Here is a 14,590-nt window from a genome sequence, read left to right on the forward strand (position 1 = left end):
GCTGGCGCTTGGCCTGGGGGGCGCCGCGGGCGTGGCCGCCGCGACGGCGGGCGCGGCATCGGCGGCGGAAGGCACGGGCGCGGTCGCGCCGGGACAGCTGGATACCTATTACGGGTTCTGGTCGTCCGGCCAGACGGGCGAGATGCGGATCCTGGGCGTGCCGTCCATGCGCGAGCTGATGCGCGTGCCGGTGTTCAACCGCTGTTCCGCGACCGGCTGGGGGCAGACCAACGAATCGCTGCGCATCCTGGAACGGTCGATGACCGACAAGACCCGCAAGATCCTGGCCGCCAACAACAAGCGCATCCCCGACAACGGCGACTTGCACCACGTCCACATGTCCTTCACCGAGGGCAAGTATGACGGCCGTTACCTTTACATGAACGACAAGGCCAACACCCGCGTGGCCCGCGTGCGCTGCGACGTGATGAAGGCCGACGCCATCCTGGAGGTGCCGAACGCGAAAAGCATCCACGGGTTGCGCCCGCAGAAATGGCCGCGCACGAACTATGTCTTCTGCAATGGCGAGGACGAGGCGCCGCTGATCAACGACGGCTCGACCATGACGGACGTGTCCACCTATGTGAACATCTTCACCGCCGTGGACGCCGACAAATGGGACGTGGCCTGGCAGGTGCAGGTGTCGGGCAACCTGGACAACTGCGACGCCGATTACGAAGGCAAATGGGCCTTCTCGACCTCCTACAACTCGGAAATGGGCATGACCCTGGCCGAGATGACCGAGTCCGAGATGGACCACGTCGTCGTCTTCAACCTGGCCGAGATCGAGAAGGCCGTGGCCGAGGGCCGGTATGAGGAGGTGAACGGCGTCAAGGTGCTGGACGGGCGCAAGGAAGCGAACAGCCCCTTCACCCGCTATATCCCCGTGGCGAACAACCCGCATGGCTGCAACATGGCGCCCGACAAGAAGCACCTGTGCATCGGCGGCAAGCTGTCGCCCACGGTGACGGTGCTGGACGTGACCAGGTTCGACACCCTGTTCACGGAAAACGCCGATCCGCGCAGCGTGGTGGTGGCCGAACCGGAACTGGGCCTCGGGCCCCTTCACACCGCCTTTGACGGGCGCGGCAACGCCTATACCTCGCTGTTCCTGGACAGCCAGGTCGTCAAGTGGAACATCGAGGACGCGATCCGCGCCTATGCCGGCGAACAGGTCGATCCGATCAAGGACAAGATCGACGTGCAGTATCAGCCCGGCCACCTCAAGACCGTGATGGGCGAGACGCTGGACGCGCAGAACGACTGGATGGTCTGCCTGTGCAAGTTTTCCAAGGACCGCTTCCTGAACGTGGGGCCGCTGAAGCCGGAAAACGACCAGCTGATCGACATCTCGGGCGACAAGATGGTGCTGGTCCATGACGGCCCCACCTTTGCCGAACCCCATGACGCGATCGCGGTCCATCCCTCGATCCTGTCGGGCATCAAGTCGGTCTGGGACCGCAACGACCCCATGTGGGCCGAAACCCGCAAGCAGGCCGAGGCCGACGGCGTCAACATCGACGACTGGGCCGACACGGTGATCCGCGACGGCAACAAGGTCCGCGTCTACATGACCAGCGTGGCGCCGAACTTTTCGCTGGAAAGCTTCACGGTCAAGGAAGGCGACGAGGTGACGGTGGTCATCACCAACCTGGACGAGATCGACGACCTGACCCACGGCTTCACCATGGGCAACCACAGCGTCGCGATGGAGATCAGCCCGCAGATGACATCGTCCGTCACCTTCGTGGCAGGCGCGCCGGGCGTTTACTGGTATTACTGCCAGTGGTTCTGCCACGCCCTGCACATGGAGATGCGCGGCCGCATGTTCGTCGAACCGAAGGCCGCCTGAGCGATGCGCGGGCTTGCCCTGATCCTTGGCCTGCTGTTCGCCCTGCCCGCCCTGGCGGCAGAGCATCGGGTCGCGCCGGGACCGGGCAGCCTGACTGACGCCATCGCCGGGGCGGCCCCCGGCGATGTGCTGGTGCTGACCGGCGGGGCCTATCCCGGCCCCGTCACCATCGACAAACCCCTGACCATCACCGGCCCCGAAGGCGCCGTGGTGGACGGCCAGGGCCAGGGAACGGTCATCACCATTGACGCCCCCGACGTGGCGCTGCGGGGCTTCACCGTCACCGGGTCGGGGACGAAGAACGAAGACCTGGACGCGGGCGTGAAGATCCTGAAAGGGGCCGACCGCGCGCGGGTCGAGGGGCTGGTCCTGACCGACAACATGCACGGCATCGACGTGCATGGCGGGCGGGACGCGCAGGTGGTCCGGAACCGCATCACCGGGCGGCAGGATCCGCACATGAACCAGCGCGGCAACGGCATCTATGTCTGGAATAGCCCCGGCACGCTGCTGGACGGCAACGTGATCCGATACGGCCGCGACGGGATCTTCTCGAACGCCAGCGCCTCCAGCATCTATCGCGGCAACATCATGCGCGACCTGCGCTTTGCCGTGCATTTTATGTATACCCGCAACACGGAAGTGTCGGACAACATCAGCATCGGCAACCACCTGGGCTTCGCGATCATGTTTTCGGATCGCGCGAAGATCCTGCGCAACCTCAGCCTGGGGGACCGGGAACACGGGCTGATGCTGAACTATGCCAACAATGCCGACGTGACCGGCAACCTGATCCGGGGCGGCACCAAGAAATGCCTGTTCATCTATAACGCGCACAAGAACCTGATCTGGGACAACCGCTTCCAGGACTGCGGCATCGGCATCCACTTCACCGCCGGGTCCGAACGCAACGTGTTGACCGGAAACGCTTTTGTCGGAAACCGGGAACAGGTGAAATACGTGGGCACCCGCTTCATGGAATGGAGCCACGAGGGCCGCGGCAACTTCTGGTCCGACCACCCGGCCTATGACCTGAACGGCGACGGGGTGGCCGACGGCACATACCGCCCCAACGACCTGATCGACCATATCCTGTGGTCGCAGCCCGCCGCCGCCCTTCTGACCGGATCCCCCGCCGTGCAGCTTGTCCGCTGGAGCCAGTCGAGCTTTCCCGCCACCCTGCCCGGCGGCGTCACCGACAGCCACCCGCTGATGCGCCCCCTGACCATTCCCGTCCCGTCCGACATCGAGGCCCAGGAGGCCGAGGTTGCCGGACGCTGGGCCAAAGGAACCTATGATGACATCGACCCTGACGATATCGCATCTCACTAAGCGCTTTGCCGGGGTCGAGGCGCTGCGCGACGTGTCCCTGACGGTCGAACCCGGGCAGCGGGTGGCCCTGCTGGGCCACAACGGCGCGGGCAAGTCCACGATGATGAAGATCATCCTGGGCCTGATCCCCTTTGATGAAGGCACCGTCACGGTCTGCGGCGCGTCCCCCGGATCGGCTGCGGCCCGCGCCCAGGTGGCCTATCTGCCCGAAAACGCGGCCTTCCACCCGGCCCTGACGGGCGAGGAGCAGATCCGCCATTACCTGTCCCTGCGCGGCGAAAGCCCTGCGCAAGCGCTGGACCTGCTGGCCCGCGTGGGGCTGGCGGATGCTTTGAGGCGCCGCATCGGCACCTATTCCAAGGGGATGCGGCAGCGCGTGGGTCTGGCCCAAGCCCTGATCGGCAAGCCGCGCCTGCTGGTGCTGGACGAACCGACCTCGGGCCTCGATCCGGTGTCGCGGCGCGATTTCTATGCCCTGCTGGACGATCTGGCGGCGGGCGGCACGGCGATCCTGCTGTCCTCGCACGCCCTGACCGAGGTCGAGGCCCGCACCGACCGCATCCTGATCCTGGCGGCCGGGCGGCTGCGCGCCGAAGGGACGCTTTCCGACCTGCGCCGCAGCGCCGCCCTGCCGGTGGCGATCAGCGTGGCCCCGGCACCGGGGCAAAAGGCCGCGCTTGCCGCCGCCCTGCCCATGGCGCGCGCGAATGGCGACGGGCGGCTGCACCTGGACTGCCCGCAGGACGACAAGCTGGCCCTGCTGGCGCGCATCACCGGCTTGCCGCAGGTGGCGGATCTGGAGGTGATCCCGCCCAGCCTGGAAGACATCTATTCCCACTTCAGCCAAAGGGACGGGCAATGAACCGCATCTGGTCCACCGCCGCCGTCGAATTCCGCATCGCCATGCGCAACCGCTGGGTCGCCATCGCCGTCCTGCTGATGGTGGTCTTTGCCCTGGTCCTGGCCGCCGCCGGGGCCGCGCCCACGGGCGACATCGGCGCCGACCGGCTGTCGGTGATCGTGGCCTCGCTGACCTCGCTCGCCGTCTATCTGGTGCCGCTGATCGCCCTGCTGATGAGCTTCGACGCCATCGCCGGAGAGGTCGAGCGCGGCACCCTGCCCCTGCTTCTGACCTATCCCGTCAGCCGCGCGCAGGTTCTGGCGGGCAAGCTCTTGGCGCATCTGGCGATCCTGACGCTGGCGGTTTGTGCCGGTTATGGCGCGGCAGCGGCGGCGGCCTTCTGGATGGACCCGGCATCCGCCGCAGGCCTGCCCGCTTTGCTGCGTCTGGTCGCCAGTTCCGTCCTGCTGGGCGCGACCTTCCTGGGGGCGGGTTATGCGCTGTCCGCCCTGGCGCGTCGTCCGTCCGGTGCGGCGGGGCTGGCGGTCGGGCTGTGGCTAGGGGCGGTGGTGCTTTACGACCTGGTGCTGCTGGCGCTGGTCGTGTCGGACGGGGGCGGCGCGCTGACGACGCAGGCGCTGCCCGTCGCGCTGCTGGCGAACCCCGCCGATGCCTTCCGCCTGTTCAACCTGGCCGCCGCCGGGGCCAGCGCGGCGGCGGGCGGCATGGGCGGGGCCGCATCGGCCATCCCCCTGTGGCAATCGGCGCTGTCGGTGGCGCTGTGGCCCCTGCTGGCCCTGGGCCTTGCCATTGCCGCCTTCCGAAAGGTCACGCCATGAAACCTGTGCTGATCCTGGCCCTGTGCCTGTCCCTCGCCGCCTGCAAGCCCGAGGTTGCCCAGGACACGACCCCCGTCGAACTGACCGCCGAGACGCTGGGCCATTTCTGCCAGATGAACCTGCTGGAACATCCCGGCCCCAAGGCGCAGGTCCATCTGGAGGGGATGCCGGGCACGCCCCTGTTCTTCAGCCAGGTTCGCGACGCCATCGCCTATGCCCGCCTGCCCGAACAAAGCCATCCGATTTTAGCCATTCAAGTCAATGACATGGCTGTCCTGGGCGCCACATGGGAGGTTCCGGGCCGCGGCAACTGGATCGACGCCGACGACGCCTTCTTCGTCTTGGGCTCCGCGCGCGAAGGCGGCATGGGCGCCCCCGAGGCCGTGCCCTTCGGCACCCGCGAGGCGGCGGAGGCCTTTGCCGCGCAGGAAGGCGGCACCGTGATGCGCCTGTCCCAGATCCCCGACGACCTGGTCCTGACGCCCGAGGAGACCGCGCCTGCCGACACCGCCCCCGACGCCGATTTCGAAAACCGCCTGCGCGCCCTGTCGCGCCCAGAGGGATAAGCCATGACCCTGACCCGCCGCCGTTTCCTGACCATTTCCGCCACCGCCGCCTGCCTGCCCGGCGCGCTGGCCGCTGCGCCCCGCTACTGGACGGGCCAGGCGCTTGGCGCACGGGCCTCGATCCGGCTGGACCACCCCGACGCGCCCGCGATCACCGCCCGCTGCCTGGCCGAGATCGACCGGCTGGAAAACATCCTGTCGCTGTATCGTGCGGACAGCGCCCTGTCCCGGCTGAACCGCACGGGCCGCCTGGACGCCCCGCCCTTCGAGCTGCTGGACTGCCTGTCGCAGGCGGGGGCCGTGCATCGCGCCAGCGGCGGCGCCTTCGACGTGACGCTGCAACCCTTGTGGGCCTTGTGGGCCGAGGCTGCGGTCCAGGGCCGCCGCCCCACGCCCGCCGAACGCGACGCGGCGCTGGCCCTTGCGGGGTGGGACCGCGTGGACCTGTCCCCCCAGGTCATCACCCTGGCCCCCGGCATGGCGCTGACGCTGAACGGCATCGGCCAGGGCTATGTGGCCGACCGCGTGGCCGCCCTGCTGGAGGCCGAGGGCCTGACCGACATTCTGATCGACACGGGCGAGATGCGCGCCCTGGGCATCCGCCCCTGGCCGGTGCGCACCGCAGGCGGCAGCCTTCCCCTGTCGGCGCGGGCGCTGGCAACCTCGGCCCCGCGCGGGACGTGTTTCGACGCGGGCGGACGGGACGGGCATATCCTCGATCCGCGCACGGGCGGTCCGGTGGCGTCGCCCTGGGCCTCCGTGTCGGTATCCGCCCCAAGCGCCGCGTTGGCCGATGCGCTGTCCACGGCGGCCTGCCTGACCCCGGACCAAGCGGGGCTGGAAGCCCTCATCGCCGCCTTCCCCGCCGCCCGGCTGGAGGACGTGCGCCCCGCCTGAGACCCCTGCCGGTCAGCCTTGAGCACTAGCGGCGGGCCGGGCGACGGCCCCCCGTTCGCGCCAGGCCGCTCATCCGGACCTTGCCGCTTGCCATAGCTTTGCCCCGCTGCTGGTCCCGCTGGATGAGGATCAGGCCGAGCACGCGGCCCTTCGGAAACCCTGCCGCTGTTCGAGACGCTGGCCCAAGGGCGAAAGCCCCCTGCCCCGGCCCGCAAAGTTGACAGCTGTCAACTTCATCCCCGCGCCATGCCGTTGCCGCGCAACAGCGCCAGGACCATCGGTCCGGCCCGGAAATCCTCGGTCAGCGACAGGCAGCGCAGATAGGCCCCGGGGTTTCGGATCCGGCCGAACCGCTGCAGGATGCAGGCCAGGGCAATGCTGGCCGTCCGGTCCCCCAGCCGTTGCCGGGCGAACAGCCAGGTTTCGGCGGTGATGCCCAGCATCGGGCGTAGGAACTCGGCCAGGCGGGACAGATCGTGCCAGCTTCGCACGGGCTCCGCCGCATAAGGCATGATGTCGGGCGCGGCTTCCAGTACCAGGGACAGCGGCAGCGTTTCGGGGTCTTCCTGCTTCTCGGCCCCTTCAGATTCAGGATGATCAGAGTCTGTATTATGATGGTGCCGCTCATTTCGGGCGTCATTGCCGCTCATTTCTGGCGCAGGATGGGGGGCTGCCATCTCGGCCAGCAGCTGCCGCAGCGAGGTCTCGATCTCCGACAGCGCGGCCAGGTTCAGCTTGCGGCGCAGAAGCATCCGCAGGTCCGCCAGCCGGGCATGATGGTCTCCGGCGTCCGCAAAGCCGGGCAGGGCGGCGATGTCGCGCAGCAGCAGGACAATGGTCTGGCGCGTCCGCCGCAGCAGGCGCGCGGCTTGCAGGGCGGCCTCGCCTGCCTCGCGGATCTCGGCTGCGCGGCGCAGCATGGGCGCAAGGTCGAAGCCGAAGACGCGGTCGATCCGGCCCTGACCGTCGCGCGTCACGAAGCGCTTGCCGTTGGGGCTGTCCTGGCGGCGGATCATCCCGGCCTCGACCAGGGCGGCAAGGTGGCGGCGCAGCGTGCTTTCCGGCATCCCGTGCAGCCGATCCGACAGGCTGGCGTTCGACGGAAACACCGTCAGCGCGCCTTCGCGCAACTCTCGCGCGGGATGAAAGGACAGCAGCGCCGACAGGACCGACAGGTTCCGGTCGGTCAGGCCAAAGGCCTCGCGGCCCGTCGTCAGGTCGCGCAGGATGGTCCATTTGTCGGTGGCAGGGGCCGAATCAGGGGCGGCCGCCAGGGCCTGCCCGGCCAGCAGGCCAGCCGGAACGGGCCGCCGCCCGCAAGACGTCGTTGAAATATGCCTCATTCGTGATGTCACAAGGCAAAGGAATGGCCTTCGCCGGAACCGACGCTGTTGACAGCTGTCAACTGAAGCCGCTATCTTCGAGGTGCTAGATCGAGAGAACGGCCCTTTGGGATGTCATGTCCTGGGGGGCTTTTCTTTTGCCGTCCTGTGCCTCCTTGGTTGCTTGCGTGTGTCGTTCCTACCGGCGGCTTTCCAGCCAGTCTCGGTGAACCTCTGCCAGGTGATCGACCAGCCAGTCCGCGAAATTGCGGCCCTCGCCCTCCAGTTCGATCACCGTTCTTGTCTTGCCGCGCCGCACCTGGCCGATGGTCCGGCCATCGGCGGCCTGCAAGGGCTGCGCGGCGGGCCGGGCCGGGGGGGCGCTCAGCGCCCCCAGAACGGCGGCAAAGCGCGCGTCCGAGTCCGCCCCTTGCGCCAGCGGCAGCAGATCGGCGACCGCCCGGCCCTCGGCCTTCTGCGCAAGCGCCAGCCAGCGGTCCCGGCCCGCCGAGGGGGCGGCGCCGATGGCGCGGATCAGCGCCTCGGGCAGGGCGTCGATCACCGACAACATGCGCGAGATCACCGTCTTGTCGATGGACAGCGCGTCGCAGACCAGCTTGCGGTCATAGCCCGCGGCGACCATCTGCCGGGCGAAATTCGCCTTCTCGATAAAGCTCAGATCCTTGCGGGCCGAGTTTTCCTGCCCCTGCGCCACCACCAGTTCGCGGTCGTTCAGGCTGCGGACCATCGCCTTGACGGGCATCCCCAGCCTGCGCATCGCCGCAACCCGGCGGCGGCCGAAGACCACGTCATAGCGCCCCTCGATCTTGGGCGAATGGCGCAGCAGCACCGGCACCTGCTGGCCATAGTCCCGGATCGAGGCCATCAGCGCCTCGATCCCCTGGCGGTCCTCGTCCAGGCGGTCGTCGAACCCGGCCTGGTCGATCAGGTCGGCGGGAACCTCGATGATGGCGCGGTTCTTCAGTTCGCTGATGGATTTCGACACCGCGCCGATGGCGCCGCGGTCGGACCGGGGTAGGGGCGGGCGGGCGTCCTCGGGCGCGGGGGGCGCGGCCATCAGGTTCTTGAGCAGATCCTTGCGTGCCATCAGCCCCCCTTGCGGCCCCAGGCCGCCTGTATCAGCCCCTCGATCTCGCCATTGACGGCATTGAGGCTTTCCATCGCGCGTTCATAGGTCGCGCGGGTAAATTGAGACTTTTCAACCTCGTAAAGCGTCTGCTTGGTGATCCCCGCATCCGAGATCGCGGTGGATTTCAGCACCGGATGGTTCAGCACATGGTCCCCGAACATGGACCGCATGAAGCTGACCATCTGGTTCTGCGGCCCGTCGCCGGGTTCATAGCGGGTCACGACATAGCGCATCCAGTCGTAATCCATGTTGCCCCCGGCATCCGCCACCACCCCCAGCAGGTTCGAGGTCATCAGCAGGAACTGGCACATCGACATCACGTCCAGCATCTGCGGATGCACGGTCACAAGAATGGCGGTGGCCGCCGACAGCGCGGACATGGTCAGGAACCCCAGTTGCGGCGGACAGTCGATGACGACGATGTCGTAGTCGCCTTCGACCTCGGCGAGAGCGTCGCCGATCCTGGTAAAGAAATAGTTGCCCGACCGTTCGCGCAACGCCATGGGTGTTGCGTGCTCGAACTCCATCAGGTCCAGGTTGCCGGGAATCAGGTCCAGATTGGTGAAATAGGTGTGCTGGATCACGGCGCGCAGCGGCACCGGGTCGTCATAGCGGATCGAATCATAGATGGTGCCGCCGTCGGGCAGGTCCAGTTCGGGCTGCACCCCGTGCAGCGCCGACAGGCTGGCCTGGGGGTCGAGGTCGATGGCCAGCACCCGGTACCCGTCCAGCGCCAGCTTCTGCGCCAGGTGGGCGGCGGTGGTGGTCTTGCCCGAGCCGCCCTTGAAGTTGATCACGGTGATGACCTGCAGGTGATCGGACCCGCGCCGCCCCGGCAGGTATGTCCCGGGGGATTTTGCCCCCTTTTCAAGCAGTTCGCGCAGGGCCTGGATATCGGCGGGCGTGTAATAGCGCCGCCCCCCGGCCCGCGTCTCGGGCGAGGGGCCCTTGCCCTCCAGGTCCAGCTTGCGCAGGTAGGCGTCCTTGACGCCCAGCAGTTCCGCCACCTCTCCGCTGGTGAACTTGCGCAGTTCGCGCTTGGCGTCGGGGGGGAAAAGCTGTTCGCGATGCGCGTGCAGCCGTTCGGACAAGGCCGCGGCATGGGCGCCCACCAGCTTGTCGATGCGGGTCTTCGGCTGCACAATGCCCATGCTGCCATCCTTTTGTCCGGGTCTGGCCTGCCGTGGTTACGCTTCAAGCCGTCATATTCAGTTTGCTGCGTAAGTTATTCGCGGCTTTGGCGATTCTGGCAAGGGCCTTTCTGACGACCGCCCCGGGTGCGGTCGTCGGGACACAGGCCGGGGCAAAGGGGGGCGGTCAGGCGTCCGACTTGACGATCTCGACCGACACGCCTTCCAGCTGCGGGCTGGTGTTGTGGCGCAGCGTATAGTCATAGGCCTCGTCATAGGTCGCAAAGACCATGGGCTCGGCATGGGCGTCGAAGCCTTGGCCATCCTTCGTCAGTCGGAAATGCGGGTTGTCCCGCAGGCAGAGGCAGTATTCGTCCACGGTTTCGTCCCTTCCCGACGCTGGCATCCGCCGAAAGACTTCGGCCATAACGGCGCAGTTGTCCACAATTTCTGTGGATCGTTTCGGGGATGGATGGGGGAAAGGGAAAACCAGCCGGGCGGCGCACACTCGTAAAAAGCACACATGACAGCGCCGCCCGGTGGTCTTGTTATGTCTGCTCTTTACGTGAAGGGAAAGTTGTCCTTTCGGTCAGGGGCCGGGCCGGGCGCGCATCCGGGGGATCTTCTCCAGATCCGGCGCGGCCTTCATCGGTGGCGCATCGCGGCGTCCCGGGCCTATGGCGGTCCCGGTGTTGTCGCTCGCCCCCTTTATCGGCCTGGCCGGGCAGGGGTGTCGCCGGTTCATGGCAGGTCCGATGACCGATCCGGCCCCGCCAGCTTCAGCAGGGCGCGGCGGAAGGCGGGGGCGTCCCCGCCCAGTTCCGCCAGCAGTTCCGCCTGATACGCCTCGGCGATGCGGCCCAGGCGGTCCATCAGGGCGCGTCCCGCCTCGGTCAGTTCCAGCGCCACAAGCCGCTGGTCCGTGCCGTGGCCGGACTTGCGCAGATAGCCCGCCCCTTCCAGCCGGGAGGCGGCGCGGCTGACGATGGACTTGTCGAGGTTCACCCGCGCGGTGATGTCGCGCACGCTGACCGCGCCCGATCCCGACAGATGCGCCAGCACCCGCCATTCGGGGATCGTCAGCCCGGCCTCGGCCGCGTAGCGCGCGGCAAAGCGGCGGCTGACCTGGGCGGCGGCGACGGCCAGGCGATAGGGCAGGAAGGCGTCCAGGTCGAAGCTCATGGGGGGACATCAGCAAAAATCCGTTGCGGCCGCAACAGTGTTTACAAGGGCGCTTGACATCGTTGCGCCTGCAACGGTATTTTCGTTGCATCAGCAATGATGCCTGCAGGGGGAAGGACCATGACCCGATACGCGATGCCCGAAGGCATGATCCGCGCGGCCATCACCACCGGCACGCACGAAGGCTACATGCCCGGCTTCGGCAACGATTTCGAGACCGAGGCCCTGCCCGGCGCCTTGCCGCAAGGCCAGAACAGCCCGCAGAAATGCAATTACGGCCTTTATGCCGAACAGCTGTCGGGCACCGCCTTCACCGCCCCGCGCGGCCAGAACGAGCGGACCTGGTGCTATCGCATCCGCCCCTCGGTCCACCACACCGGGCGGTTCAGCCCCATCGACCTGCCCTACTGGAAGACCGCGCCGAACGTGGTGGCGAACGTGACCAGCCTGGGGCAATACCGCTGGGATCCGATCCCGGTGCCCGACCAGCCGCTGACCTGGCTGACGGGCATGCGCACCATCACCACGGCGGGCGACGTGAACATCCAGGTGGGCATGGCGTCCCACGTTTATCTGGTCACGCGGCCGATGCTGGACGAATACTTCTTTTCCGCCGACAGCGAATTGCTGGTGGTTCCCCAGGAAGGCCGGCTGCGCTTCTGCACCGAACTGGGCGTGATCGACCTGGAGCCCAGGGAAATCGCCATCCTGCCGCGCGGCTTGGTGTATCGCGTCGAGGTGCTGGAGGGTCCGTGCCGCGGCTTTGTCTGCGAGAACTATGGCCAGAAGTTCGACCTGCCCCATCGCGGCCCCATCGGCGCGAACTGCCTGGCGAACCCGCGCGACTTCAAATGCCCGGTCGCGGCCTTCGAGGACCGCGAGGTCCGATCCCGCGTGGTCATCAAGTGGTGCGGCCAGTTCCACGAGACATTCATCGGCCATTCGCCCCTGGACGTGGTGGCCTGGCACGGGAATTACTGCGCCTACAAGTACGACCTGCGCACCTACAGCCCCGTCGGCGCGATCCTGTTCGACCATCCCGACCCGTCGATCTTCACGGTGCTGACCGCGCCCTCGGGGCAGGAGGGGACGGCCAACATCGACTTCGTGCTGTTCCGCGAACGCTGGATGGTGGCGGAACATTCCTTCCGCCCGCCCTGGTATCACAAGAACATCATGTCCGAACTGATGGGCAACATCTATGGCATCTATGACGCCAAGCCGCAGGGCTTCGCGCCGGGCGGGATCAGCCTGCACAACTGCATGTTGCCCCACGGCCCCGACCGCGACGCCTTCGAGGGGGCCAGCAACGCCGACCTGCGCCCCGAGAAGCTGGACAACACCATGTCCTTCATGTTCGAGACGCGCTTTCCCCAGCACCTGACCGAATACGCCGCGCGCGAGGCGCCGATGCAGGCCGAATACATGGAGGTCTGGCAGCGGCTGGAAAAGAAGTTCGACGGCACGCCCGGGGTGAAGTGACGCGCCCCAAGGCCGGGGGTTTCACACCCCCGGACCCCCGTGGGATATTTGGACCAAAGTGAAAAAAGGAGGCCGGAGAATGGCCCTGATCCGGTCCTGGGTGGACAGCGCCAACGATCCGAACGGCGCGTTTCCGCTGAACAACCTGCCCTATGGCGTCTTCTCGGTTGGCGGCGGCGGGCCGCGCTGCGGGGCGGCCATCGGCGAGATGATCGTGGACTTGGCGGCCTGCGAGGCGCGGGGGCTGCTGGATGCGGGCGGCACCTTCGCGCAAGGCGCGCTGAACGGCTTCATGGCGCTTGGCCGGGATCGCTGGGACGCGGTGCGGGCGCGGCTGACCGCGCTGCTGGCCGAAGGGGCCGCGCCTGATGTGCCACTGGTGCCGATGGCGGATGCGGCGCTGCACCTGCCCATCCGGGTGACGGAGTTCACGGATTTCTATGCGTCCCGGAACCACGCCTTCAACGTGGGCGTGCTGTTCCGGGGCCCGGAAAACGCCCTGCCGCCGCAATGGACGCATATGCCCATCGGATACAACGGCCGGGCGTCCTCGGTCGTGGTGTCGGGCACGCCGATCCGGCGGCCCATGGGACAGCTTCGCGGCGGGAACGGGCCCGAATGGGCGCCCTCCCGCAGGCTGGATCTGGAACTGGAACTGGGCGCGATCGTCGGCGCGGACAGCGCCATGGGCAGCCGGGTGAACGTGGAGCAGGCGGAGGACATGATCTTCGGCTATGTCCTGCTGAACGACTGGTCGGCGCGCGACGTGCAGGCCTGGGAATACCAGCCGCTGGGGCCGTTCCAGTCCAAGGCCCTGGGCACCACCATCGGCCCCTGGATCGTCACGCAAGCCGCGCTGGAGCCGTTCCGCTGCACCGGCGCGGACCGGGTGAACCCGCTGCTGCCCTATCTGGCCGAGGAACGGCCCGGGTTCTATGACCTGGAGATCGGCTGGACGCTCAACGGGCAGGTCATGGGGCGCACCAACTACAGCGTGATGTATTATTCGTCCGCCCAGCAACTGGCGCATCACACGTCCTCGGGCTGTCCGATGCGGGTGGGCGACCTGCTGGGATCGGGCACGATCAGCGGCCCCTCGCGCGACCAGACCGGGGCGCTGCTGGAGATGACCGAAGGGGGCAAGGTTCCGGTCACGGTCAACGGCGAGCCCCGCACCTTCCTGGAGGATGGCGACGAGGTCACGCTGTTCGCGACAGCCCGGGGCGACGGCTTCCGCATCGGCTTCGGCCCCTGCACGGGCCGCATCCTGCCCGCCCGGCCTTGACCGTGGTGCTGCACGATGACTGGCGGTCCTCGACGACCTGGACGAGACGCGCCCCGCGCCGCGCGTGACATCCCGACAGGCTCGGCCCGGCACGCCGCCCTGTTCAACCGCGACTTCTGCCCGGTCAGCGCGCGCAAGCCGGGCGGCATCCGGCGCGACCGTCAGGACGGATCGGGCGGCGCGACCAGACCGGGCGCGACGCCGCCATCGTCCTTCAGCGTCTTCAGCACGATCTCGGACCGGACCTGGGACACCTGCGGGTGCGGCAGCAGGTGGCGGTGGATGAAATCGGCGAATGCCTCCAGGTCGCGGACCCGCACGTCCAGGACATAATCCGCATCCCCCGAGACCGAGAAGGCCGAGCGGATCTGGGCGTGGCTTTCGACAAAGCGGGCGAAGTCATCCTCTTTGCGCTGGCCGTGGCTGGACAGGTTCACCCGGATGATCGCGCGCAATCCATAGCCCAGCCTGGCCGCGCCAAGCCGGGCCGCATATCCCTCGATCACGCCCGCTTCCTCAAGCGCCGCGCGCCTGCGCGAGCATTGCGAGGGCGACAGCTTCACGATCTCGGCCAGGGCCGCATTGGTCAGCGCGCCGTCGCGTTGCAGGGCGGTCAGAATGGCGATGTCGAAGCCGTCCAGTTTCAAATCGTGCATCCCTTCCGCAGATCATGCGCGTTTCGTGCAAAGATGCCGCGCCAGGCCATCATTTT

General features: G+C 67.6%; 14 protein-coding genes. 8 read left to right on the forward strand and 6 right to left on the reverse strand.

Annotated elements, in window-relative coordinates; translation table 11 throughout:
- From nosZ to JX613_RS08760, 6 genes are all read left to right on the forward strand, one after another.
- The coding region (gene nosZ, locus JX613_RS08735; RefSeq protein ID WP_207101081.1) for a TAT-dependent nitrous-oxide reductase at positions 1 to 1,852 on the forward strand (1,852 nt) is incomplete at its 5' end.
- A gap of 3 nt (positions 1,853 to 1,855) precedes the next feature.
- Positions 1,856 to 3,184 carry a nitrous oxide reductase family maturation protein NosD gene (locus JX613_RS08740; RefSeq protein ID WP_207101082.1) on the forward strand — a complete coding sequence of 443 codons (1,329 nt, stop codon included), beginning with the start codon at positions 1,856 to 1,858 and terminating at the stop codon, positions 3,182 to 3,184.
- Positions 3,150 to 4,046 carry an ABC transporter ATP-binding protein gene (locus JX613_RS08745; RefSeq protein WP_207101083.1) on the forward strand — a complete coding sequence of 299 codons (897 nt, stop codon included), beginning with the start codon at positions 3,150 to 3,152 and terminating at the stop codon, positions 4,044 to 4,046. The genes JX613_RS08740 and JX613_RS08745 overlap by 35 nt, the downstream gene beginning before the upstream one ends.
- A complete protein-coding gene (locus tag JX613_RS08750; RefSeq protein WP_207101084.1) occupies positions 4,043 to 4,864 on the forward strand; it encodes an ABC transporter permease in 822 nt (273 codons plus the stop codon). Before JX613_RS08745 ends, JX613_RS08750 begins: the two co-directional genes overlap by 4 nt.
- The gene (locus tag JX613_RS08755) at positions 4,861 to 5,430 is read left to right on the forward strand and encodes a nitrous oxide reductase accessory protein NosL (protein ID WP_207101085.1); all 570 of its coding nucleotides are present in this window, start codon (positions 4,861 to 4,863) and stop codon (positions 5,428 to 5,430) included. The genes JX613_RS08750 and JX613_RS08755 overlap by 4 nt, the downstream gene beginning before the upstream one ends.
- Positions 5,431 to 5,433: 3 nt before the next feature.
- A complete protein-coding gene (locus JX613_RS08760; protein WP_207101086.1) occupies positions 5,434 to 6,327 on the forward strand; it encodes an FAD:protein FMN transferase in 894 nt (297 codons plus the stop codon).
- A 233-nt stretch (positions 6,328 to 6,560) separates the two neighbouring features.
- Here the strand turns inward: JX613_RS08760 and repC are convergent, their stop codons facing one another.
- The 5 genes from repC to JX613_RS08785 form a co-directional block, all read right to left on the reverse strand.
- Entirely contained in the window at positions 6,561 to 7,670 is a 1,110-nt protein-coding gene (repC, locus tag JX613_RS08765; protein WP_207101087.1) for a plasmid replication protein RepC, read from the reverse strand.
- A 178-nt stretch (positions 7,671 to 7,848) separates the two neighbouring features.
- Positions 7,849 to 8,757, reverse strand: a complete 909-nt coding sequence (repB, locus tag JX613_RS08770; RefSeq protein WP_207101088.1) for a plasmid partitioning protein RepB — start codon at positions 8,755 to 8,757, stop codon at positions 7,849 to 7,851.
- Positions 8,757 to 9,941 (reverse strand): plasmid partitioning protein RepA, encoded by a 1,185-nt coding sequence (gene repA, locus JX613_RS08775; RefSeq protein WP_207101164.1) that lies wholly within the window; start codon positions 9,939 to 9,941, stop codon positions 8,757 to 8,759. The genes repB and repA overlap by 1 nt, the downstream gene beginning before the upstream one ends.
- 175 nt (positions 9,942 to 10,116) lie before the next feature.
- Positions 10,117 to 10,356: a hypothetical protein gene (locus tag JX613_RS08780; protein WP_207101089.1), complete on the reverse strand. Its 240-nt coding sequence runs from the start codon at positions 10,354 to 10,356 to the stop codon at positions 10,117 to 10,119.
- 314 nt (positions 10,357 to 10,670) lie between these two features.
- Positions 10,671 to 11,111 (reverse strand): MarR family winged helix-turn-helix transcriptional regulator, encoded by a 441-nt coding sequence (locus JX613_RS08785; protein WP_207101090.1) that lies wholly within the window; start codon positions 11,109 to 11,111, stop codon positions 10,671 to 10,673.
- 120 nt (positions 11,112 to 11,231) lie between these two features.
- Here JX613_RS08785 and hmgA point away from each other — a divergent pair, with 120 nt between their 5' ends.
- Both hmgA and fahA read left to right on the forward strand, forming a co-directional pair.
- Complete coding sequence (gene hmgA, locus JX613_RS08790; protein WP_207101091.1) at positions 11,232 to 12,593, forward strand: homogentisate 1,2-dioxygenase; 1,362 nt, start codon at positions 11,232 to 11,234, stop codon at positions 12,591 to 12,593.
- Positions 12,594 to 12,672: 79 nt separating this feature from the next.
- Positions 12,673 to 13,878, forward strand: coding sequence for a fumarylacetoacetase (fahA, locus tag JX613_RS08795; RefSeq protein ID WP_207101092.1), 1,206 nt, complete (start codon positions 12,673 to 12,675; stop codon positions 13,876 to 13,878).
- Between the two features lie 161 nt (positions 13,879 to 14,039).
- Here fahA and JX613_RS08800 read toward each other — a convergent pair whose 3' ends face one another.
- Positions 14,040 to 14,534 (reverse strand): Lrp/AsnC family transcriptional regulator, encoded by a 495-nt coding sequence (locus JX613_RS08800; protein ID WP_207101093.1) that lies wholly within the window; start codon positions 14,532 to 14,534, stop codon positions 14,040 to 14,042.
- Positions 14,535 to 14,590: the final 56 nt, after the last annotated feature.

The sequence above is a fragment of the Paracoccus shandongensis genome (genome assembly GCF_017315735.1).
GTDB lineage: Bacteria > Pseudomonadota > Alphaproteobacteria > Rhodobacterales > Rhodobacteraceae > Paracoccus > Paracoccus shandongensis.

Bases quoted from the DNA above. Each gene is read 5' to 3' on its own strand.
- JX613_RS08740 (WP_207101082.1), top strand. From the start codon at position 1,856: ATGCGCGGGCTTGCCCTGATCCTTGGCCTGCTGTTCGCCCTGCCCGCC.
- JX613_RS08745 (WP_207101083.1), top strand. From the start codon at position 3,150: ATGACATCGACCCTGACGATATCGCATCTCACTAAGCGCTTTGCCGGG.
- JX613_RS08750 (WP_207101084.1), top strand. From the start codon at position 4,043: ATGAACCGCATCTGGTCCACCGCCGCCGTCGAATTCCGCATCGCCATG.
- JX613_RS08755 (WP_207101085.1), top strand. From the start codon at position 4,861: ATGAAACCTGTGCTGATCCTGGCCCTGTGCCTGTCCCTCGCCGCCTGC.
- JX613_RS08760 (WP_207101086.1), top strand. From the start codon at position 5,434: ATGACCCTGACCCGCCGCCGTTTCCTGACCATTTCCGCCACCGCCGCC.
- repC (WP_207101087.1), bottom strand. From the start codon at position 7,670: ATGAGGCATATTTCAACGACGTCTTGCGGGCGGCGGCCCGTTCCGGCT.
- repB (WP_207101088.1), bottom strand. From the start codon at position 8,757: ATGGCACGCAAGGATCTGCTCAAGAACCTGATGGCCGCGCCCCCCGCG.
- JX613_RS08780 (WP_207101089.1), bottom strand. From the start codon at position 10,356: ATGGCCGAAGTCTTTCGGCGGATGCCAGCGTCGGGAAGGGACGAAACC.
- JX613_RS08785 (WP_207101090.1), bottom strand. From the start codon at position 11,111: ATGAGCTTCGACCTGGACGCCTTCCTGCCCTATCGCCTGGCCGTCGCC.
- hmgA (WP_207101091.1), top strand. From the start codon at position 11,232: ATGACCCGATACGCGATGCCCGAAGGCATGATCCGCGCGGCCATCACC.
- fahA (WP_207101092.1), top strand. From the start codon at position 12,673: ATGGCCCTGATCCGGTCCTGGGTGGACAGCGCCAACGATCCGAACGGC.
- JX613_RS08800 (WP_207101093.1), bottom strand. From the start codon at position 14,534: ATGCACGATTTGAAACTGGACGGCTTCGACATCGCCATTCTGACCGCC.